General features: G+C 61.5%; 20 protein-coding genes. 17 read left to right on the forward strand and 3 right to left on the reverse strand.

Going from position 1 to position 22,535, the window contains the following annotated elements; translation table 11 throughout:
* Positions 1-92 precede the first annotated feature (92 nt).
* On the reverse strand, positions 93-1,790 hold the full coding sequence (locus IEI94_RS05420) for an L-lactate permease (protein WP_191166312.1): 1,698 nt from the start codon (positions 1,788-1,790) through the stop codon (positions 93-95).
* 411 nt (positions 1,791-2,201) lie between these two features.
* Here IEI94_RS05420 and IEI94_RS05425 point away from each other — a divergent pair, with 411 nt between their 5' ends.
* The 17 genes from IEI94_RS05425 (at position 2,202) to uxuA (ending at position 20,293) form a co-directional block, all read left to right on the forward strand.
* Positions 2,202-2,909, forward strand: coding sequence for a glutathione S-transferase N-terminal domain-containing protein (locus tag IEI94_RS05425; RefSeq protein WP_191166313.1), 708 nt, complete (start codon positions 2,202-2,204; stop codon positions 2,907-2,909).
* A 206-nt stretch (positions 2,910-3,115) separates the two neighbouring features.
* Complete coding sequence (locus IEI94_RS05430) at positions 3,116-3,853, forward strand: GntR family transcriptional regulator (protein ID WP_191166314.1); 738 nt, start codon at positions 3,116-3,118, stop codon at positions 3,851-3,853.
* Between the two features lie 81 nt (positions 3,854-3,934).
* The gene (locus tag IEI94_RS05435; protein ID WP_191166315.1) at positions 3,935-4,894 is read left to right on the forward strand and encodes a C4-dicarboxylate TRAP transporter substrate-binding protein; all 960 of its coding nucleotides are present in this window, start codon (positions 3,935-3,937) and stop codon (positions 4,892-4,894) included.
* 118 nt (positions 4,895-5,012) lie between these two features.
* Positions 5,013-5,504 (forward strand): TRAP transporter small permease, encoded by a 492-nt coding sequence (locus IEI94_RS05440; RefSeq protein WP_191166316.1) that lies wholly within the window; start codon positions 5,013-5,015, stop codon positions 5,502-5,504.
* The gene (locus IEI94_RS05445; protein WP_191166317.1) at positions 5,501-6,790 is read left to right on the forward strand and encodes a TRAP transporter large permease; all 1,290 of its coding nucleotides are present in this window, start codon (positions 5,501-5,503) and stop codon (positions 6,788-6,790) included. The genes IEI94_RS05440 and IEI94_RS05445 overlap by 4 nt, the downstream gene beginning before the upstream one ends.
* A 33-nt stretch (positions 6,791-6,823) precedes the next feature.
* Positions 6,824-8,245, forward strand: coding sequence for a glucuronate isomerase (gene uxaC, locus IEI94_RS05450; RefSeq protein ID WP_191166318.1), 1,422 nt, complete (start codon positions 6,824-6,826; stop codon positions 8,243-8,245).
* A 27-nt stretch (positions 8,246-8,272) separates the two neighbouring features.
* Positions 8,273-9,484, forward strand: coding sequence for a D-mannonate dehydratase ManD (gene manD, locus IEI94_RS05455; RefSeq protein ID WP_191166319.1), 1,212 nt, complete (start codon positions 8,273-8,275; stop codon positions 9,482-9,484).
* Between the two features lie 10 nt (positions 9,485-9,494).
* Positions 9,495-10,517, forward strand: a complete 1,023-nt coding sequence (locus tag IEI94_RS05460) for a Zn-dependent oxidoreductase (RefSeq protein WP_191166320.1) — start codon at positions 9,495-9,497, stop codon at positions 10,515-10,517.
* 71 nt (positions 10,518-10,588) lie between these two features.
* Positions 10,589-11,557 carry a TRAP transporter substrate-binding protein gene (locus IEI94_RS05465; protein WP_191166321.1) on the forward strand — a complete coding sequence of 323 codons (969 nt, stop codon included), beginning with the start codon at positions 10,589-10,591 and terminating at the stop codon, positions 11,555-11,557.
* A 46-nt stretch (positions 11,558-11,603) separates the two neighbouring features.
* Complete coding sequence (locus IEI94_RS05470) at positions 11,604-12,191, forward strand: TRAP transporter small permease (protein WP_191166322.1); 588 nt, start codon at positions 11,604-11,606, stop codon at positions 12,189-12,191.
* Positions 12,192-13,472: a TRAP transporter large permease gene (locus IEI94_RS05475; RefSeq protein ID WP_191166323.1), complete on the forward strand. Its 1,281-nt coding sequence runs from the start codon at positions 12,192-12,194 to the stop codon at positions 13,470-13,472.
* Between the two features lie 19 nt (positions 13,473-13,491).
* Positions 13,492-14,961, forward strand: coding sequence for a mannitol dehydrogenase family protein (locus IEI94_RS05480; RefSeq protein WP_412030899.1), 1,470 nt, complete (start codon positions 13,492-13,494; stop codon positions 14,959-14,961).
* A gap of 80 nt (positions 14,962-15,041) precedes the next feature.
* Positions 15,042-16,043: a C4-dicarboxylate TRAP transporter substrate-binding protein gene (locus IEI94_RS05485; RefSeq protein WP_191166325.1), complete on the forward strand. Its 1,002-nt coding sequence runs from the start codon at positions 15,042-15,044 to the stop codon at positions 16,041-16,043.
* 26 nt (positions 16,044-16,069) lie between these two features.
* Entirely contained in the window at positions 16,070-16,582 is a 513-nt protein-coding gene (locus IEI94_RS05490) for a TRAP transporter small permease (RefSeq protein WP_191166326.1), read from the forward strand.
* A 36-nt stretch (positions 16,583-16,618) separates the two neighbouring features.
* The gene (locus IEI94_RS05495; protein ID WP_191166327.1) at positions 16,619-17,899 is read left to right on the forward strand and encodes a TRAP transporter large permease; all 1,281 of its coding nucleotides are present in this window, start codon (positions 16,619-16,621) and stop codon (positions 17,897-17,899) included.
* A gap of 81 nt (positions 17,900-17,980) precedes the next feature.
* Complete coding sequence (gene yiaK / locus IEI94_RS05500; RefSeq protein WP_191166328.1) at positions 17,981-18,997, forward strand: 3-dehydro-L-gulonate 2-dehydrogenase; 1,017 nt, start codon at positions 17,981-17,983, stop codon at positions 18,995-18,997.
* 117 nt (positions 18,998-19,114) lie between these two features.
* Positions 19,115-20,293, forward strand: coding sequence for a mannonate dehydratase (uxuA, locus tag IEI94_RS05505; RefSeq protein ID WP_191166329.1), 1,179 nt, complete (start codon positions 19,115-19,117; stop codon positions 20,291-20,293).
* Between the two features lie 288 nt (positions 20,294-20,581).
* Here the strand turns inward: uxuA and IEI94_RS05510 are convergent, their stop codons facing one another.
* Both IEI94_RS05510 and IEI94_RS05515 read right to left on the reverse strand, forming a co-directional pair.
* A complete protein-coding gene (locus IEI94_RS05510; RefSeq protein ID WP_191166330.1) occupies positions 20,582-21,556 on the reverse strand; it encodes a tetratricopeptide repeat protein in 975 nt (324 codons plus the stop codon).
* 2 nt (positions 21,557-21,558) lie between these two features.
* On the reverse strand, positions 21,559-22,533 hold the full coding sequence (locus tag IEI94_RS05515) for a tetratricopeptide repeat protein (protein WP_191166334.1): 975 nt from the start codon (positions 22,531-22,533) through the stop codon (positions 21,559-21,561).
* Positions 22,534-22,535: the final 2 nt, after the last annotated feature.

The following is a 22,535-nucleotide window of genomic DNA, read 5'->3' on the forward strand; positions in this document are numbered from 1 at the left end:
TAATACTAGTCTGCCAGTTGCCTAGGCCGCAAACGACAGCGCCCCACCAGAAGGTGGGGCGCAGGTCGTACTACTACCTCAACGAGGCGGGGTTAATTGCCCATCAGCGGATCCGTGACACCGATCACATAGAAGGCGATCAGGGCGATGATGCCGGTGAAGGTCAGGTAGTAGATCGTTGGCAAGATGGTCTTGCGGATCGTCGTACCCTCGCGGCCCAGCAGGCCAACGGTGGCGGACGCCGCGACCACGTTGTGGATGGCGATCATATTACCCGCCGCGGCACCTACCGCCTGCAGGGCGACCATCATGGCCGTGGAGACCCCGAGCTGCTCGGCGACGTTGAACTGGAACTCGGCGAGCATCAGGTTGGCGGCGGTGTTGGAGCCGGCGATGAAGGCGCCGAGACCACCTACGGCAGGTGCGAACAGCGGATAGACGCCGCCTACGCTGTCGGCCACGAACTGCGCCATGGCCACCGGCATCGAGACCAGATCCGAGCCGTTGACGCCGGAGTTGATCAGGATCCGCACCATCGGGATGGTGAAGATCAGCACAAAGCCAGCGCCAATGATGGTCTTGCTCGACTCACCGAAGGCTTTCTGCAGCTCAGATACCTTCATGCGGTGGATCAGTGCGGTGAGCAGCACCACAAACACCAGGATGCCGCCCGGCAGGTATAGCGGCGCTATCGCACCCGATACGCCGGCTTCACCCAGAATGTTGTTCCAGCTGAGCATCACCGAGTTAAGCGCTTCGCGGACGGGCTCCACGGTGCGCGAGATCACCAGCAGCACGGCCAGCAGTACGTAGGGCACCCAGCCCATAAAGGTCGACAGCGGCTTCTTGCCGACGATGTCGTCCATCTTGATTTCGAGATTGCCGATCCACTCGTCGAGCCACTGCTCGCGGGGTGGGAAGTCCCAGGTATCTTTGGGAATCAGGAAGCCGCGACGTGCCGCCGGAACAACGATGGCGAGACCCACCATGGCACCGATCATCGACGGGAACTCCGGACCCAGCAGTACACCGGCGAGCATGTAGGGCACCACGAAGGCGACACCGGCGAAGATCGCAAAGGGCGCGATCGACAGGCCCTCCTTCCACGAGCGGTTGGCGCCGAAGAAGCGCACCATGATCACCACCATGATCAGCGGCATCAGTACACCGACGATACCGTGGATGATCGCCACTTCCGCGGCAATCAAGCGGAAGTACTCGGTCCAGGTGGCACCGTCGGCGGCCAGACGCTCGGTAATGGCGCTCTGGTTTACACCACCGGTGACGCCGACCACGATCGGCGTGCCCACCGCGCCGAAGGAGACTGGAGTAGACTGGATCATCATGCCGACGACAACGGCGGCGAGGGCCGGGAAGCCGAGGGCCACCATCAGCGGCGCGGCCACGGCGGCGGGGGTGCCGAACCCGGAGGCGCCTTCGATGAAGCAGCCGAACAGCCACGCCACGATGATCGCCTGGACGCGGCGGTCAGGGCTGATACCGGAGAAGCCGTTGCGGATCGCCGCAATGCCCCCCGAGTACTTCATGGCGTTGAGCAGCAGGATGGCACCGAAGATGATCCACAGGATCGACACGGTGAGGATCAGCCCCTGCAGCGAGGAGGCCACGACCCGAGTGAAGGTCATGTCCCAGGCCACCAGGGCGATCAGGGCGGAGACCACGAAGACGATCGGCATGGCCACCTTGGCGGCCATGCGGAAGCCTATCAGCAGTACACCGGCCAACAGCAATGGCGTGAACGCCAATAGCGCGAGTACAGAGTCATTCATGAGGCAAGATTCCTCTTGTTTTTCTCAAGCATCGTGTGCGATGCCTGCAACGGGAGCGAGACGCTTGCGTGTTCTAAGGAGATCAGCCTTGGCTGATCTTCCGACGAACCGCCGCCATGGACGGGTAGGGGCAAGATAATCGCTTTAGGGATATCGATGCCACTCTTGGATAATTGGTATGACCACTGTGGTTTTGGCTCGCCATTCATTTTTAATATATTGAAATATAAGGATAAATTCTGATTTTTAGAGAGAGGGTTCGCACCTTTTCGGTATGCTGATGACTACCGCGTTCGACTAATGGACAATGGGTTGTATCAGTTGATGGGATGAGGCGCGGGTTGGTAATAGGCTGCAACTAATGCTCTGATTGAGCGAAATGATAAAGCAATCGTCGAGGAGAAAATCGAGATGTTACCTGTGCTATACGACCTTAGTGGCAAGGATGATCGGCTGCGCTTTTCGCCCTATTGCTGGCGAGTAAAGTTGGCCCTGGCGCATAAAGGCATAGAGGTCGAGACGCGCCCTTGGCACTTCGTTGACAAGGAGGCGCTGGCGTTTTCCGGGCAGGGCCTGGTGCCGGTGCTGGTCGACGGCGATGAGGTGGTCTGCGACAGCTACGCGATCATGCGCTACCTCGACCGCGCCTATCCTGCTGCGCCACTGTTCGGCGATGAGCACGCCGAGGCCAGGGCGCGCTTCTTCAAGTTCTATGCCGAGCGTTCGCTGGCACCGGCGATCATGCGCACCATCATCATGGATCTGCTCAACGCGGTGCATCCCGGAGACCAGGCGTATTTCCGCGAAACCCGTGAAAAGCGCTTTGGGCGCAGCCTCGAGGACTTCCACTCGCCGAGCCGAGGCCTGACGCAGCTCGATACCGCCCTCGAGCCGCTACGCGGGCGGCTGGAAGAGAGCGATTTCCTCGACGGCGAGGCGCCGGCCGCGGCCGACTATCTGGTGTTTGCCACCTTTATGTGGGCGCGGGTGGTATCGGCGGCAGATCTGGTGTCGAACGCCGACCCTGTCTACGCATGGCTCGAGCGCATGCTCGATCTTCACGACGGCCTGTGTCGAGCGGCGCCGCGGATCGTGGATATTCCCGACGGCTATCGCTGATCGATCGTCGAGTCAGGCGCTCGCCTGACATTTTTCTCCCACCGATGGCCCGCTTAGCGGGCCATCGGCATTTATATGCAGGTAAGTCTCTAGGCCAGCCGGTTAGACCAATGTCTAGCCGGCTCAGGCTTTCGCGGCACTGAACTAACTACCATACTAGTCATATCAGATAGCCGGACGCAGGCGCCGGCAGACAAGAGAGGCCTATGAACACGACCCTCAAGACGCTTTGGCAAGAGACCAACGACACCGAGTCGGTGCGTCAGCGGCTCTATCAGGTGCTACGCCAATCGATCATTCACATGGTGCTGGCGCCGGGGCAGGCGCTGTCGGAAAAGGAGATCGCCGATACCTTCGCCGTCAGCCGTCAGCCAGTGCGTGAGGCATTTATACGCCTCTCCGAGGCGGGCCTGGTCGAGGTGCGCCCCCAGCGCGGTACCTATGTGGTGAAGATCTCACAGCGCGCGGTGCTGGAGGCACGCTTCGTGCGTGAAGCGATTGAGGTCGCGGTGGTGCGCAGTGCAGCGGCCAAGGGCTTGAAGGCAGCAGACCTGTCTGAGTTGCATGAGCTGCTGGAGCGTCAGCGCCGCTGCGTCGATCCCCACGATTTCGACCGTTTCTACCGTCTCGACGAGGTATTCCACCGGACCTTGGCGCTCTCCATCGGCCAGCAGGCGGCGTGGAAGGTGACCCAGGAGGTGAAGGCGCAGTTCGATCGGGTGCGCTATCTCAGCGTTCCCGACAGCACGCCGATACCGCGCCTGATCGATCAGCACGCGGCCATCGTGGACGCCATCGAGGCGCGCAACGTGGAAGGTGCAGAGCAGGCCATGCGCTTGCATCAGCGCGAGATACTGCAGTCGCTGCCGGATCTGGTGCGGCGCTTCCCGGAGATGTTCGAAGTCCAGCACACCGACTCGCTGATCATGGAGGCGAGCCAATGAGGGCCGAGCACGCTGCTGCCCCCACTGGATAGTGGGCATCCGGCTAGATGCAACAACGACAACGCACGTCAGGAGGGATGTATGAAGATAAAAGGACTTGCCTTGGCTATCGCCTTGGCGGCGGGGGCCAACCAGGCTCATGCCACTTACCAGTTGAATCTGTCGTCGGCGCTCAGTTCCCAGGACCCCATCGTCCAGGCCATGGAGAGCGCCAAGCAGGCGATCGAAGAGCGCTCCGACGGCGAGCTGACGATCCAGGTCTTTCCCAACAGCCAGCTCGGCTCCGACGAGGATGTGGTGGAGCAGATCCGCAGCGGCGCCAATATCGCCATCCTGATCGATGCCGGCCGACTCTCCGAGTACCAGCCGGAGCTGGGCATCCTCAGCGCGCCCTACCTGGTAGAGGACCACAGCGACTATGCGCAGATCACCTCATCCGACCTCTACCTCGATTGGGTCGAGGGCCTGGCCGACGGCAGCGGTCTGCGGCTGCTCAACTACAACTGGTTTCAGGGCTCACGCCAGATGCTGACCCAGAGCCCGGTCGAGTCGCCGGAGGATCTGCGTGGTGTACGCGTACGCACCATCAACTCGCCGGTGTGGGTCAAGACCATCGAGGCCATGGGTGCCACGCCCACGCCGCTGCCCTGGTCCGAGGTCTACTCGGCGCTGCAGCTTGGCTCGATCGATGGCGCCGAGGCCCAGTTGACCGCGGCCGAAGGCCAGAACCTGCATGAAGTCATCAGCCATATCGCCCTGACTGGCCATATCCATCTGATGACCGGCATCGCCACGTCCGAGCAGTGGTATCAGTCGCTGCCGGAAGAGCTGCAGGTAATTCTCGATGAAGAACTTCGCAAGGCGGGCGAGGAGGCAAGCCAGGCCACTGCCGATGCCCAGGATGCCGTGCGTGAGCGCATGGAAGCGGAAGGCGTGACCTTCAGCGAAGTGGATATCGAGGTGTTCCGCGAGCGCGTCGACGGGGTCTATGAGGAGCTCGGCTACGACGAGTATCGCGAGCGGCTGATTTCAGGCGAGTAGGGACGATTCTTGCTTGACCTGACAGGAGTGGGGCCGGCATGCGCCGGCCGCTGCCTCTCACCCTTTACTGCAGCAACATTTCACCGCAGACAACGGAATCGACGTTCGAGGACCTCCCATGTGGCGTTGGTACGATCGAATCGAGGAGTGGCTGGCGATTGCGCTGCTTGGCGGCACGTCGCTGACCATGCTGGCCAGCTCGACGGCCCGTGCGCTGGGACAGCCCTTCGCCGGCGGCGCCGAGCTGGCCCAGTTCCTGTTTATCTGGACCGCCGTGCTGGGCGCGGATATCACCTTGCGCCGCGGTGGACAGGTGCGTATCGACGCCCTGGCGGTACGCTTGCCGCTGCCGCTGCAGCGGCTGGTGACGAGCTTCTGCCTGCTCCTGATGATGCTCTTCCTGGCGCTGCTGGTGTGGCATGGCTTCCCGCTGGCGCTCTCCAACTGGCAGCGTCCCATGGGCGTCGCCGGGCTGAGCTACGGCTATATCACCCTGGCCCTGCCGGTCGGTGCCACGCTGATGATGGTGTCGCTGGTGCGTCGCATTATTGCGCAAGGCATCCTCGGCAGCCTGGTGGCCGATGACGAGATCGTGGAGGAGACGCTATGACCGCTGCCCTGCTGCTTGGGCTCGGCCTGCTGTTGATGGCGATTGGCATGCCCGTCGCCTTTGCGATCGGTATTGCGGGCTTCACCTACTTCTTTCTGCCCGACACCTTTTTGCCGGTCAATATCGGCCCACAGCGCATCGTCTCCGCCACCCAGTCCTTCCCGCTGCTGGCGGTGCCGCTGTTCATCTTCATCGGGCATCTGATGAATGCCAGCGGTATCACGCCGCGGCTGATGCGGCTCTCCACCCTGCTGGCGGGCTGGATGAGCGGCGGCCTGGCCCAGGCCAGTATCGTGCTCAGCACCCTCATGGGCGGCGTATCCGGTTCGGCGGTGGCCGATGCCGCCATGCAGTCCCGGGTGCTGGGGCAGGGCATGATCAAGGGGGGATACAGCCCCGGCTTCTCGGGGGCCGTGCTCTCCATCGGTGGCCTGATCACCGCCACCATCCCACCGAGCATCGGCCTGATCCTGTACGGCTACCTCGGCGAGGTGTCCATCGGCCGGCTCTTTATCGCCGGCCTGGTGCCCGGCTTCCTGCTGATGGTGGCGCTGATGGTGACCACCTACTTCGTTGCCAAACGGCGCGGCTATGCGCCGGTGCGGGAAAGTCGGCCCTCGGGGCGTGAGGTGCTGACGGCGGCGCGGGCGAGTATCTGGGCGCTACTGTTCCCGGTGTGGTTGCTGGTGGGGATCCGCTACGGGCTGTTCACGCCATCCGAGGCGGGCGCCTTCGCGGTCGCCTATGCCTTGGTGGTGGGCTGCGTCATCCATCGTGAGATGGGCGTCAAGGAGATCCTCGCGGCGATGCATGCCAGCGTGCGCGATATCGGCATGATCATGCTGATCATCATGTTCTCGGGAATCATCGGCTATGTGGTCTCCTTCGAGCGGGTGCCGCAGACCATCGCCGAGCTGACGCTGGGCGTCTTTGACAGTCAGATCGCGCTGCTGCTGACCCTGGCGGTGCTGCTGGTGTGCCTCGGCATGCTGCTCGAGGCCACCGTGGTGGTGATGCTGCTGACACCGATCCTGGTGCCGGTGATCAAGGCGGCGGGCATCGATCCGGTGCACTTCGGTTTGCTGATGATGACCCTGGTGACCTTCGGCGGCATGACACCCCCGGTCGGCATCTCCATGTATACCGTGTGCGGCATCCTGCGCTGCTCCTTTATCGACTATAGCCGCGAGCTGGTGCCCTTTGCCCTGGCAGTACTCGTGGTGGTGCTGGGCATCATCCTGTTCCCCGACATCGTGCTGTTCCTGCCCAACTGGCTGATGGGCTGAATATGCTCAAGCCCGACTACGACGGAGTCTGTCATGACCTTCAATGATCGGATCGCCTTCATGGGGCCGGACTTCCTGCTCGAGAACGAGCCGGCGCGTCGGCTCTATCACGAGCATGCCGCCGACATGCCGATCTGCGATTACCACTCGCACCTGAGTCCGGTAGAGATCGCCGACGACCGGCAGTTCGACAACCTCACCGAGCTGTGGCTCAAGGGCGACCATTACAAATGGCGTGCGATGCGCTGCGCCGGTATCGACGAGCGCCGCATCACCGGTGACGTGAGCGATCGCGAGCGCTTCCAGGCCTGGGCCGAAACGGTGCCCGACTGCCTGGGCAACCCGCTCTACCACTGGACCCACCTGGAGCTGCGCCACCCGCTGGGCATCGAGAATACCCTGCTCTCGCCCGCCACCGCCGACGAGATCTGGACCACGGCTCGCGAACGGCTGGCGACGCCCCAATTGAGCGCCCAGGGCATTCTCGCGCGCTTCAATGTGCGCACCGTCTGTACCACTGACGATCCGGTCGACGATCTCGCGCTGCATCGTCGCCATGCCGAGAGCGGGGCGGCGCCCGCCATGCTGCCGACCTTTCGCGCCGATAGCGTACTCAAGATCGAGCAGCCCGGATTTCTCGACTATCTGGACGAACTCGAGCAGGCCAGCGGGGTTTCGATTCGACGCTTCGACGACCTGCTTGCCGCGCTGGCCCAGCGCCTCGACCACTTCGCCGCCCACGGCTGCTGTCTATCCGACCATAGCCTGGAGAAACCGGTCTTCGTCACGCCGCCGAGTGTGGCCGAACTGGACCGGCTGCTCGACCGTCGACGCCAAGGCGAGACGCTCAGCGCCGAGCAGAACGGTGGCTTTACCACCGCGCTGCTGCTGTGGCTGGGACGCGAGTACGCCCGTCGCGGCTGGGTGATGCAGCTGCACCTGGGGGCGCTGCGCAGCCTGAGCCAGCGAGGGTTGGCCGAGATCGGCGCCAATAGCGGCTTCGATGCGATAGGCGACGTGACCTACGCCGAGCCGCTGGCGGCGTTACTCGATGCCCTCGACCGCGACCGGGCGCTGCCGCGTACGGTGGTCTACAACCTCAACCCGCGGGACAACGAGATGCTGGCGGGCCTGGTCGGTTCGTTCCCCAGCGACGGCATTCCCGGCAAGCTGCAGTTCGGCGCCGCCTGGTGGTTCAACGACCAGCGCGATGGTATCGAGCGTCAGCTCGTCACGCAGATGAACTTCGGCCTGCTGCGCCACTTCGTTGGCATGCTCACCGATTCCCGCAGCCTGCTGTCGTTCTCGCGCCACGACTATTTCCGCCGCATTTTCTGCCAGCTGCTCGGCGCGCAGATCCAGCGCGGCGAGCTGCCGAACGATATCGATCGCATCGGCGAGCTGGTGCGGGCGGTCTGTTACGACAATGTAGAGCGCTACCTCTTCGAGCGTTGAACCTTTTTCTATTGCAACGGAATCGCCATGAAGATCAGTGATGCCTATCTCATCGTCACCTCGCCGGGACGCAACTTCGTTACCCTCAAGATCGTCACCGAATCGGGCACCTACGGGATCGGCGATGCCACCCTCAACGGTCGCGAAATGGCGGTGGTCGCCTACCTCGAGGAGCACGTGATTCCCGCCCTGATCGGCCGCGACGCGAGCCGCATCGAGGATATCTGGCACTACCTCTATCGCGGCGCCTACTGGCGGCGCGGGCCGGTGACCATGACGGCGATTGCCGCCGTTGACCTGGCGCTGTGGGACATCAAGGCCAAGGCCGCCGACATGCCGCTCTACCAGCTGCTCGGCGGCAAGAGCCGCGAGCGGGTGATGACCTACGCCCACTGCACCGGGCGCGATATCGAGAGCTGCCTGGAGGAGGTCGAGCGGCACATTGCCCTGGGCTACCGCGCGGTGCGAGTCCAGGCCGGGGTGCCGGGCATCGCCACCATCTACGGGGTGGCCAAGCGCGAGGGCGAGCGCTACGAGCCCGCCGATTCCGAGCTGCCCGCCGAGCACGTATGGAGCTCGGAGAAGTACCTCAACCACGTGCCCAAGCTGTTTGCCGCGGTGCGCGAGCGCTTCGGCGACGATATCCACCTGCTCCACGATGTCCACCATCGGCTGACGCCCATCGAGGCGGCGCGCCTGGGCAAGGCGGTGGAGCCTTACCACCTGTTCTGGCTGGAGGACTGCGTGGCGGCCGAGAATCAGGAGAGCTTCCGCCTGATTCGTCAGCACACCACCACGCCGCTGGCGGTGGGCGAGGTGTTCAACTCGATCCACGACTACCGCGAGCTGCTCGAGAACCAGCTGATCGACTATATCCGCACGCCGCTCTCCCACGGTGGTGGCATTACCCATGTGCGGCGCATCGCCGATCTGGCCGGGCTCTACCATGTGCGCACCGGCTTCCATGGGCCGACGGACCTGTCGCCGGTGTGCCTGGGCGCGGCCGTGCATTTCGATACCTGGGTGCCCAACTTCGGCATTCAGGAGCACATGCCCCATACGCCGGAGACCGACGCCGTCTTCCCCCACGACTACCGTTTCGAGGATGGTCACTTCCTGGTCGGCGAGACGCCGGGACACGGCGTCGATATCGATGAGGCGCTGGCCAAGCAGTACCCCTACAAGCGTGCCAGCCTGCCGGTCAACCGGCTCGAGGACGGCACCCTATGGCACTGGTGAGGAGAACAACATGAAAGCATTCCAGGTCAACGCGCCGCTGGACTACCGGATCGCCGAGGTGGAGGTGCCGGTGGCCGCGCCTGGCGAGGCGCTGGTGCGCGTCGCCTATGCCGGTATCTGCGGGTCGGATATGCATATCATCCACGGCGACAACGCCTTCGTACGCTTTCCGCGCATCACAGGGCATGAGTTCGCCGGCGTGGTGGAGGCGGTGGGCGAGGGCGTCGAGGGGGTGGCGGTGGGTGACCGGGTCTGCGTCGATCCGGTGGTCAGCTGCGGGCGCTGCTATCCCTGCCGTATCGGCCGGCCCAATGTGTGCACCGCCATGCAGGTGATCGGCGTGCATCGCGACGGCGGCTTCGAGGAGCGCGTCAACGTCCCGGCGGCCAACCTCCACGCCTTGCCGGACCATCTGTCGCTGGATATCGCCGCGCTGGTGGAGCCCTACAGCATCGCCGCCAATGTGCTCGACCGCATGCAGCCACTGCCGGGGGACCGGCTGCTGATCTACGGTGCCGGGGTGATTGGCCTGACCGTGCTGCAGATGGCGCGGGCCAAGGGTATCGAGGAGGTGATCGTCAGCGACGTGATCGACGAGCGCCTGGTCACGGCTCGCGAACTGGGCGCATGGCACACCCTCAACGGCAGCCGCGACGACGTCGAGGCCGAGATCATGCGTCTCACCGACGGCGAAGGGGTGCCGCTGATCGCCGATGCCGCCTGTGTGCCGGCGCTGCTGCCGCAGATGCTGCGCCTGGCCTCGGCGGCGGGGCGTGTCGGCCTGCTCGGTTTCAATCCCACACCCAGCGACCTGGTGCAGCTGGAGGTGATCAAGAAGGAGCTGACCCTGGTCGGCTCGCGACTCAACAACCGCAAGTTTCCGGAGGTGCTCGAGCTGCTCGCATCCGGGGCGCTCGACGGTGCGGCGCTGGTTAGCCACCGCCTGCCGTTCGACGAGATGCCCGGGGCCATCGAGATGCTCGAGCATCATCCCGAAAGGGCCCGCAAGGTGCTGATCGACATCGGTGCCTGAGGACCAACGGCATTCGCCAATGCCAACAGCACACTCATAACGCAAAACAACCAGTGCAGGAGATCCACGCCATGTTCAAACGACTCATCACCGGCGCCGTCCTCGGCGTCACCCTGATCGGCAGCCAGGCCGCCCTGTCCGCCGACTTCACGCTGCGCTTCGGTCATCTGGCCAACGAGCAGAACATCTGGCACCAGGCCGCCGAGAAGTTCAAGGAGGCGGTCGAGGCCAACTCCGACGGCCGCATCGAGGTGCGCCTTTACCCCAACGAGCAGCTCGGTAGCGAGATGGATGTGATCAACAGCATCCAGCTGGGCACTGCGGAGATGACCATTACCGGGGAGAGCCTGCAGAACTGGGCGCCCAAGGCGGCGATGATGGCGGTGCCCTACGCCTTCCGCGATGCCGAACACCTGCATGCCGCGGTGAGCGGTGAGATCGGCGAGGAGATCGAGGCACAGATCACCGAGCAGGCCAACCTGGTGCCGCTGGCTTGGTTCGAACGCGGTCCCCGAGAGCTGACCGCCAATCGTCGCGTCGAACACCCCGATGATCTCGACGGCATGCGCCTGCGGGTGCCCAACGTGCCGCTGTTCGTCGATACCTGGGAAGCGCTGGGGGCGCGGCCGACGCCGATGGCCTTCAGCGAGGTGTTCACCGCCCTGCAGCAGAACACCATCCAGGCCCAGGAGAACCCGCTTAGCCTGATCGAGAGCGCCAGCTTCTATGAGGTGCAGGATTACGTGAACCTCACCGGTCATGTGCGTAGCTGGATCTATGTGGTTATCGGTCGGGACGCCTTGAATGGGATGCCGGAGGAGCTGCAACAGGTCGTCTGGGATGCCGCCGAGGTGATGCAGGACTATCAGGCGGACCTCTTCGTCGAGGACCAGGATCGCCTCGAAGAAGCCTTGCGCGACCGCGGCATGGAGTTCGTCGAGGTCGATATCGAGGCCTTTGCCGAGAAGGCGCGGCCGGCGGTGCTCGACGCGCTGGATGATGAGCAGCGTGCGCTGTTCGATGCCATCCAGGACCTGTAAGCCATTGGGGCGGGCACAGCGGTGCCCGCCCGTGAGGGGCACGCCAATGACCACACCCGAACACAAGGCTCTCGAGCGGGAGGCCCTCGAAAGCCTCGACACCCTCTCGGTGGTGCCCACCGTCCAAGGGCCGCTGGGGCGCCTGATCGGCTGGATCGATGCGCTCTTCACCGGCTTGGCGGTGGTGGCCCTGGTGGCCATCGCCGGCACCGTGCTGTTGCAGATTTCCGGTCGCCTGTTCCTACCGTTCCCGATGGCCTGGACCGAGGAGCTGTCGCGCTACCTGTTCGTTTACATGGTGGCGCTCTCGGCGGGGGTGGTGCTGCGCAAGAACCGCAACGTCAATGTCGAGCTTTTTCATCACTGCCTTGGGCCCCGTGCTCGCGCCGGCTATCAGGCGCTGGTGTGTCTGCTGATCGGCGGCTTCGCCTGGCTCGTGCTGCCCTACGCCTGGCAGTACGCCCAGAACGGCGCCTGGCAGACCTCGCCGACGCTCAGGGTCCCCATGCTCTATATCTTCTTCTCCACCGTGGTGCTGTTCGGGCTGCTACTGCTCTACAGCGCCATCGGTTTTCTCGAGGGCCTGGTCGCCATGCTGCGACGGCCTGCTGACCACGATGCAGAGGCGCGCTGAATGGAAGTCATCCTGCTGTTCGTCACCTTTCTGGTGCTGCTGGTGGTTGGCCTGCCGATCGCCTTCGCCCTGGGGATCGCCTCGCTGGTCTACCTGCTGCTGGAGGGGATCTCGCTGACCATCGTGCCGCAACGCATGTATGCCGGTATCGATACCTTCGTGCTGCTCTGCATTCCCGGCTTCGTTCTGGCCGGCAACCTGATGAATGTCGGCAATATCACCGAGCACATCATCCGCTTTTCCAACGCCCTGCTGGGCCATATCCGTGGTGGTCTGGGGCTGGCCAACGTGGGCGGCTCGATGATCTTTGGCGGTATCTCGGGCACCGCCGTGGCCGACTCGGCGAGCATCGGCGCGGTGATGATTCCCGGCATGGCCCGCTCGGGTTACGACAAGCCCTTCGCCGCTGCGGTCACGGCGGCGTCTTCCACGGTGGGGCCGATCATTCCGCCCAGCGTGCCGATGATCATTGCCGGCTCGCTCTCCGGCGTTTCGGTGGGGCGGATGTTCTTGGCCGGCGCCATTCCCGGCCTGCTGCTGGGCCTGGCGATGATGGTCACGGTTTATATCCTCGCCGTGCGGCGTGGCTATCCCAAGGGCGAGCGCGCCACCTTCATGGAGCTGCTGCGCGAAGGGCGCACCGCCTTCTGGGCGCTGCTGATGACGGTGATCATCCTCTACGGCATCATCGGTGGCTTCTTTACCCCCACCGAAGCGTCCATCGTCGCCAGCCTCTATGCCCTGGTAGTGGGCATGTACGTCTACAAGGGGCTCTCCTGGCGCAAGCTGCCAGGGATTCTCAGCGACACGGTGCTGACCTCTTCGGCGCTGCTGCTGCTGGTGGGGCTGGCCAACCTGTTCGGCTGGATACTCACCAGCGAGCAGGTGCCGCAGATGATCGCCGCCCTGATCCTGTCGATCAGCGAAAACCCGCTTATCGTGATCCTGATCCTCAATCTGATCCTGCTGTTCGTCGGCGCCTTCATGGAGACCATCGCCGCGCTGATCATCCTCTTCCCGGCGCTGCTCGGCGTGGCCACTGGAGTGGGCCTCGACCCGGTGCACTTCGCCGTCATGGCGGTACTCAACCTGATGATCGGCCTGACCACGCCACCGGTGGGGGTCTGCCTGTTCGTCGTCGCCGGTATCGGCAAGCTGCCGATGCTCACCGTGGCCCGCGCCATCGTACCGTTTCTGATCTGCAATCTCGCCGTGCTGCTGCTGGTCTCCTACGTGCCGGCGGTGTCGCTGTGGTTGCCGACCCTGATCATGGGCGAATGACTCGCCCCAAGGAGACATGATGTCCACCACTCACTACCCGGCGGCACCACGGCGCGGTGCCATCGCCATCGTTCACCTGGGCCTCGGCGCCTTTCATCGTGCCCATCAGGCGATCTACCTGGAGCGCTATCGCCAGCGCAGCGGCGATGATGCCTGGGGCGTCAGCAGTGCCAACCTGCGTGGCAATGTCGGCCTGGTGGATGGCCTGGCCGCGGCCGGCCACCGCTACCATGTCGCCGAATACACCGATAGCGAGAACGTCGCCCTGCGCGAGATCGGGGTGGTCGAGGAGACGCTATTCTCGGGGCGAGGCGCCGACGGCCACTGGGGGCGCGATCTTGAGGCATTGCTGGCGCGCATGGCCGCTCCCGAGACTCGCATCGTCACCCTCACCGTTACCGAGAAGGGCTACTTCCTCAATCCGGCCAGCGGCGAGTTGCTGTTGGATGATCCGATGATCGCCTTCGACATTGCCCATTCCGCCGCGCCGCGCAGCGCTCCGGGCATCTTGGTCGAGGCGCTGGCGCGGCGGCGGGCTCAGGGCAGCGCGCCCTTTACGGTGCTCTGCTGCGACAATATGCCGGACAACGGCCAGCGCACCCGCAATGCTGTGCTGCAGCTGGCCGAGCGCCGCGATACTGGTCTGGCCGAGTGGATCGCCGCCGAGGTGGCCTTCCCCAGCAGCATGGTGGATCGCATCGTCCCGGCGATGACCGACGCTGACTTCGCGCGCCTCGCCGAGCTAGGCGTCGAGGACCCCCAGGCGGTGATCTGTGAGGCGTTTAGCCAGTGGGTCATCGAGGATGATTTTCCACAGGGGCGCCCGGCCTGGGAGGCCGAGGGCGTGGAGATGGTCGCCGATGTCGCGCCCTTCGAGACCATGAAGCTGCGCCTGCTCAACGGCAGCCACTCACTGCTCGCCTACCTGGGCGCCCTGGCCGGTATCGAGACGGTGTTCGAGGCGGTCAGCCGCGAGGATCTCAGGGCGCTGCTGCGGCGCTATATGCTCGACGAGGCGGCGCCGACCCTGGCCATGCCCGAGGGCACCGACCTGGCAGCCTATGCCGACTCGCTGCTGGTGCGCTTCGCCAACGATAGCCTGCGCCACCGCCTGCAACAGATCGCCATGGACGGCAGCCAGAAGCTGCCGCAGCGCTGGCTGCAGGGGGCCCTGGCGCGCATCGAGGCGGGCGGACGTGTGCCCTGCACGGCGCTGGGGCTGGCCGCCTGGATCCGCTACACCGCCGGCCATGATCTCAACGGGCAAGCCTACCCGGTGGACGATCCGCTGGCGTCGCGCTTCGCTGAGCTCCATCAGCGCCACGCCAATGACCCGGGGAGGCTGGTCGCCGCCTTCCTGGCCATGGACGATGTGGTGCCGCCGGCCCTGGCGGGCAATAGCGACTTCGTGCTGGCGGTGTCGAACGCCTACCGCCGCTTGACCGAACAGCACCTCGCCGGGGCGCTCGCCGCCCTCGAGCGAAGCTGACGATGCCGTGGTGCAGATAAATAAGCAGCCGGACTGGCATATTAAAACTATTTGTTCGGCCGCATTAATGGAGAGTGCTCATGAAAAAAATGCCATTGCTTTTAGGTCTCTCAGGCGTGCTGTTGCTCGTTAGTGCATGCGGGCAAGACGCTACTGAAGAAGGCGCGACGTCCAATGAGGTGTATAAGCTAAGTGTTGGCATCGCAATGAATGACAGGGATCCCATGTACGAGGGGGTAGTGAGATTTAAAGAGGCAGTAGAGTCGCGTACAGAGGGTGGTGTTGAAGTCGAAGTATTTTCCAGCTCACAGCTAGGGAGTACCGCCGATCTACTGGAGCAAGCAAGAGTCGGTGCCAATGTGTCCACCTTGACGGATGCAGGCCCGCTTGGAGACATCGTAAGAGAAATTTCGATACTACAAGCCCCCTATATCGTCGATAACCTGGACGAGGGGCGAGAGCTGGTAGCATCAGATCTATTCAAGGGGTGGGAGGCTGAATTGGAGCCTGAGGGATTGAAAGTCTTGTCTTTCAACTGGTTTCAGGGAGAGCGACATTTGGCAACGACCCGCCCCGTTTTGACGCCAGACGATCTGAGCGGCATGGCGATTCGTACCAATGGCACCTCAATCGTCAATAAAGCGATCGAGGTGATGGGTGGTAATCCAACGGGTCTGGCATGGGCCGAATCCTACCCGGGCCTGCAGCAAGGGGTTATCGATGGGGTTGAAGCCCATTACTCTGCTATTCATGGTGCGCGCCTGCCAGAAGTCATCGATTCCATCGCGAAGACAGGCCATTTTCAGCTCCTGACTGCGTTGACTGTTGGCACTCAGTGGTTTGACCGACTGCCGCCAGAGTACCAGGAGATATTGGTTGAAGAGTCAGTTGATGCCGGGGAGTTTGCCTCGAGTCTGAATGTGGAAAAGTCTAGAGAGTACGAAGAAACAATGGCGGCCGAAGGTGTGAGTATCCATCAAGTGGACGTCGCATCGTTTAGGGAAAGGTCAGATCGCTTCTATGATGAATTCGAAGACTTTAAAGAGCTTCGAGAGGAGATTGACGAATACCTTGGTAAATAAATTGGTGGCGTTCCTGGAGGTTACTTATGAATAAAGCAATTAACTTTTTGGTTGGGGTAGAGGAGTTTATCTCCAGGGCGCTGCTGGTATGTGTCGTATTTTTGGTGTTCTTTGCTGCAGTTGGGCGCTGGTTTGGCCTGCCCGTTGCCTGGTCGGTGAATATTGCACAGCTACTTTTCGTATGGATTATCTTTCTAGGAGCCAATCAGGCTCTGAGAAATGATAAGCATATTGGAGTCGATATTTTGACAAGTCGCTTTCCTGATAAGTTGCAGAAGCTGATTGCGTTGGGCGTTTTTGTCTTGGTTTCGGCTTTTCTGGCTTTCATTATCGTGCGCGGAGTAAGTCTAAGCATCGACAATGCCTCGAGGACCATAAGCAATACGTCTATCAGCTATTCCTATATAACGATGGCTGTTCCCGTGGGCTGTCTGTTGATGCTTGCTACCACGCTGAGAAAGGTGCAGCTCCTGGTGGCGAATATTCGTCTCCAGCGTCATGGAGAGCCATTAGAGAGTAGTGATGATGTTGGCTATTGATAGCTTTAGTCCTGCCGGTCAAAAAGGATAATAGAGATGATGATAGTCGGTATTTTGTTTTTAGTTTTTCTTTTGTTAAATGTGCCTATCGCATTTGCTATAGGTATGGCAGGCCTTTCGTTTTTCTTGCTGGAGCCTAACCTCCCTACATCACTATCCGTTCAGCGTATGGTCAGCGGAACCCAGTCCTTCCCACTGTTGGCAGTGCCCTTCTTTGTATTGGCTGGTCATATCATGAATGCTGCTGGCATTACCTCCCGGTTGATTCGTTTTGCGAATGCATTGACAGGGCATTTAGTGGGTGGCTTGGCGCATGTCTCGATTGTGTTAAGTGGCTTGATGGGTGGGGTCTCTGGCTCGGCTAATGCTGATGCAGCAATGCAGAGCCGTATTCTGGCACCTCAGATGCTAAAGCGAGGGTATTCGGGAGGGTATGCTATCTCGGTGATTGCTGTAAGCTCGTTGATTACGGCAACGATCCCCCCGAGTATTGGCTTGATTCTTTATGGCTTTGTCGGCGAGGTGTCGATCGGTAAGTTGTTTATTGCCGGAATAGTGCCTGGGATCTTGTTGACTCTTGTTCTGATGATTACATCGTATTTGATTGCCAAGAAGAGGGGGTATGATGTTAAGGCAGAGGTCGAGAAACCTTCTTTGAGAATTGTGTTTGATACCTTCAAGGATAGTGTTTGGGCGCTGTTATTCCCTGTTATTCTAATAGTCGGTATCCGCTTCGGAATATTTACCGCCTCGGAAGGTGGCGCCTTTGCAGTTATTTATGCATTGTTGATCGGTGTCTTTGTTTACCGCGAGTTGAGTTGGGATAAGCTGGGCAAGGTATTGAGTGACACCGTTACGGATAATGCGGTTATCATGCTGATTATCTCGACGGCTGCGATATTGGGTTATATTATTACCTATGCGCGCGTTCCGCACAGTATGTCGGAGCTTATTGTTGGGGTTTCCGGAGATCCCACGGTGGTTCTTATGCTGGTTCTGCTGTTTGTTCTGATAGCAGGAATGTTTATGGAGGCGACGGTTAATACGCTCTTGTTAACCCCCATCTTCCTACCCATCGTTCAGCAGTTTGGGGTGGATCCCGTGCACTTTGGCATTATCATGATGCTTATTATTACGCTGGGCGGCATGACGCCACCTATTGGGGTCACGATGTATACGGTTTGCTCGCTAACGGGAATACCTATTGAGAAATACATAAGAGAATCTCTCCCGTTCCTGGTGACAGTAGTGGTATTGGTGCTGGTGCTGGCTCTATTTCCAGGCATTGTGATGTTCTTGCCTAATTTGCTGATGTGAAGCTCGTGTTTATCTGATGCCTTAAGCTGTTGTGAGAATGTTGGATATGCTGTTGCTAATTATTTTAAGGAGTTTAGTAATATGAATAGAGTTCCTTTTGAGGTGATGGTGAAGGAAATAGAGCGTGTCTTGGTGAACAAGGGGCTGAGAGATGATCGTGCTAAAGAGTGCGCGCGCCTCTTTTCAGAGGCAAGCCTTGATGGTGTCTATTCACACGGCCTGAACCGTGTTCCAAGATTCGTTGAATATATCGATGAGGGGTGGGTGGACATTCATGCCAGTCCAACGCTGGTCGCTGACTTGGGCGTGCTTGAACAGTACGACGGAAATCTCGGTCCGGGTAACCTCAATGCCCAATATTCGATGGATCGTGCGGTTTCACTGGCACGGGAAAATGGCCTGGGCGTGGTTGCAATAAAGAATACCAATCACTGGATGAGGGGGGGCAGCTATGGTTGGCAGGCGGCCAATGCAGGATGCATAGGGATTTGCTGGACCAATACGGAATCTTGCATGCCTCCATGGGGATCGAAAGATCGTAGAGTCGGCAATAATCCCATGGTGCTCGCTGTACCGCGTAAGGATGGACACATTGTACTCGATATGGCGATGTCTCAATTCTCTTATGGGAAGTTGGAGGTCACCCGGCTCAAGGGTGAGCTGCTGCCCGTTGATGGCGGTTTTGATAGTGACGGCAATCTCACCAGAGTCCCGGCAGAGATTGAGAAGTCAATGCGTATCTTACCGGCGGGCTACTGGAAGGGTTCGGGGCTGGCCGTGATGTTGGACTTGATCGCTGCCCTGTTATCTGGGGGACTCTCTACCAGTAAAGTGGATAAGCTTAAGCCGGCGCCACATGCGTCAGGATATGGCACATCACAAGTCTTTATGGCGTTTGATCCTGCTAAGCTGTCGGAGGAGTCTTTGTCGCAGAGTGCTGTCGATGATTTAGTTCGCTACTTACATGATGCCGAGCCTGCAGAGGGGCACGGTAACGTCAGCTATCCTGGAGAAAGAACGCTACAAACAAGGCGCGATAACCTCGAAAAGGGTGTGCCAGTTGATGATGCTATTTGGCAAAAAGTGCTTGAATTGTAATCCCTTCTTTAGCAGTGAAGTCACTGTACCCTGAAAGGGTACAGTGACATTTTGTGCTCACCTCGGGCGGTGTTAAGGGCCTGTGGTGGGCAGTCGCTCATAAGTGGAGACGCCTCTATGCAACATACCTGGCGCTGGTTCGGCCCCAAGGACCCCATCCGACTCGACGAGATCCGCCAGACCGGTGCCAGCGGTATCGTCACCGCCCTGCACCAGGTGCCCAACGACCAGGTGTGGTCGCTGGAGGCGATCCGCGAGCGCAAGGCGATGATCGAGGGCGCCGGCCTCTCCTGGTCGGTGGTGGAGAGCGTGCCGGTCCATGAGGCGATCAAGCAGGGGCTGCCGGAGCGCGACGAGCTGATCGCCAGCTATTGCCAGACCCTGCGCAATCTGGCCGCCTGTGGCATCGAAACCGTCTGCTACAACTTCATGCCGGTGCTCGACTGGACCCGCACCGACCTGAGCTATCGCCTGGCGGACGGCGCCCGGGCGCTGCGCTTCGATCAGACCGCCTTCGCCGCCTTCGACCTCTATCTGCTCGAGCGCCCCGGGGCCGAGGCGGAGTACAGCGATGCCGAACGGCGCCAGGCTCGGGACTATCTCGAGGGCCTCGATCAGGCCGGCCGCGACACCCTGGTCGATACCCTGATCGCCGGCCTGCCCGGTGCCGAGGAGGGCTATACCCTGGCCCAGTTCCGCGAGGTGCTGACGGGCTATGCCGATATCGACGCCGAGCGGCTGCGAGAGCATCTGAAGGTATTCCTGGAGGCGGTGATCCCGGTGGCCGAGGAGGTGGGTATCCGCATGGCGATCCATCCTGACGATCCGCCGCGCCCCATGCTGGGGCTGCCGCGGGTGGTCTCCAGCACCGCCGACGCCGAGTGGATCCTCGCTGCCGTACCTAGCCCGGCCAATGGCCTGACGCTGTGTACCGGCTCCTACGGGGTGCGCGACGACAATGATCTGGCCGAGATGGCGCGGCGCTTTGGGCCGCAGGTCCATTTCGTCCATCTGCGCTCGACCCGGCGCGAGACGCCGGATCCGCGCTCCTTCCATGAGGCGCCGCACCTCGACGGCGACGTAGACATGGTGGCGGTGATCCAGGCCCTGGTGGCCGAGGAGCGCCGCCGTGAACGGGAGGGTGGGGCACGCTTGCCGCTGCGCCCCGACCATGGCCATCACATCCTCGACGACCTGCAGCGCGACACCGCCCCGGGCTATCCGCTCTACGGCCGACTGCGCGGCCTGGCAGAGCTGCGCGGCGTGGAGCTCGCGGTGCGTCGTTTGATGGGATGAGGTCTGCTGGAGAATGCAAGAAGGCGTCGGCACGCCGGTACCACTCCAGCGCCTCCCGGGTCATGCCCATATGGCGCAGCCGGTGGATCTCGCCGAGATAGTACATGGCCTCCGCATCGCCTGCCTCGGCGGCGGGCTCCAGGTAGGGCGGAGCCTGGCTACGGAGATGAGCGTTGTAGAGGCGCAGACCCTCGTCCTTGGCGGCCTGGGTCTCGGCATCCAGTGCCCACCCACTGATCGGGCTGAGCAGCAGGAGGGTGAGTGCTACGATGCCGCTCCTTCTCACTGTCAATACCCGAACCGGGGCGGAAACTGGGATAGCGGTGGCTCCTTGGCCAACCATTCCTCGGCCAGAGCCTCGGCTTCTTCACGCTGTTCGGCGGTGAGCAATTCGCCGCGGGTCTTGAGCACCCATTCCGCCGAATCATTACTCGTTTCCTCAACCATAGCGAACAGAATCGCCCATCCCTTCACCACATCCTGCTCGACTTGGCATCTTTCTTCAGTGTTCGGCTCTAGATAGCACCATCCGATACTCAGGCGAGCATCAAGAACGCCTTCTTCAGAGGCCTCGATCATCCACTCCCAGGCTTCCTTATGGCGTTCCTGTTGGCTTAGCAGGGCGGCGAGGCGGTCCATGGCTGGCGGGTAACCCCCTTCAGCGGCTCGGCGATACCAGCCTTCGGCTTCCTCTCGTCGCTGCGTCTCATTGGAGTAATCGCCATAGCCGTCATGGATCAGGTGTCCCATCCGGTACAGGGACTCCACATGGCCGGCCTCGCTGGCACGCTCGAGCCAACTGACGGTCTCCTCCGGTTGGCCCAGAGCGTTGTAAACGTAGAACAATACGCCCATAGCGGCGGCGTCTCCCTCCTCCGCTTTAGGCAGGGTGACCTCCAGGGCCGCCTCTCGCCAGTCGTCGCCGCTCTTAGGGCAGACATCGCCCAGCTGACAGGCGCCGCCTTGATGCAGTCGCAGCATGGCGTAGGGTTCGCCTTCCTCGGCGGCGCGCTGGTACCACTCAAGGGCCTTGCGGGTCATGCCCATATGGGCGATGCGATGGGACTCGCCCAGGTAGTACATGGCGTCGATGTCGCCCGCCTCGGCGGCCACTTCCAGATGGGGCACGGCATCGAGCAAAAAGCCAAGGTCGTAGGCAATCATACCCTCGTCCTTGGCTGCCTGGGCCTCGTCATCCAGTGCCCAGCCGCTGATCGGGCTGAGCAGCAGGGCAGCGATTGCCAATATGCCGATACAGCGCATCGTCAATACCCGAACCGGGGCGGAAACTCAGAGAGAGGCGGCTCCTTGTCCAGCCACTCTTCGGAAAGGGCTTCGGCTTCTTGGTGCTGTTCAGCGGTTAGCAATTCGCCGCGGGTCTGAAGCAACCATTCCGCCGAAACATTGTTCGTTTCCTCGACCATGGCGAATAGAATTGCCCACCCTGTCACGACATCCTGCTCAACCAGACATTTTTGATCACGATCCGGTTCTAAGTAACACCACCCCATGCCCAGTCGAGCATCGAGTAGCCCTTTTTCTGAGGCCTGAATCATCCACTCCCAGGACTCCTCATGGCGCTCCTGCTGGCTTAGCGTAGCTGATAGCCGACTCATCGCCGGGGCATGACCCTGCTCGGCAGCCCGGCGTAGCCAGGCCTCAGCTTCCTGCAAGCGTGCAGTGTTATCAGGGTAGTCGCCGTAATCATTTTGTATTCTTGCCCCCAGTCGATACTCGGCTTCCGGGTTGCCAGTTTCGGCGGCCGTCTCCAGCCAGTGATACGACTGTTCGGTCTCCTCCAGCGTGGAGTAGATCAAGAATAGCGTGTACATCGCCTCGGTATCGCCCGCTTCGGCTAAAGGCAGGGTCGTCTCCAGGGCCGCCTCTCGCCAGTCGTCGCCGCTCTCGGGGCAGACATCGCCCAGTTGACAAGCGCCACCCTGATGCAGTCGCAGCATGGCGTAGGGCTCGCCTTTCTCGGCGGCGCGCTGGTACCACTCCAGGGCCTCGCGGGTCATGCCCATATGACGGAGCCGATGGATTTCGCCGAGATAGTACATGGCCTCTGCATCGCCAGCCTCGGCAGCAGGCTCCAAGTAAGGGGAAGCCTGGCTGCGGAGGTGGGCATTATAGAGACGCAGACCCTCTTCCTTGGCGGCCTGGGTCTCGGCGTCCAGTGCCCAGCCGCTGATCGGGCTGAGCAGCAGAACAACGAGTGCCAGTACGCCGATCCTGCCCATCG

The organism is Halomonas sp. ML-15 (genome assembly GCF_014779595.1).
GTDB lineage: Bacteria > Pseudomonadota > Gammaproteobacteria > Pseudomonadales > Halomonadaceae > Franzmannia.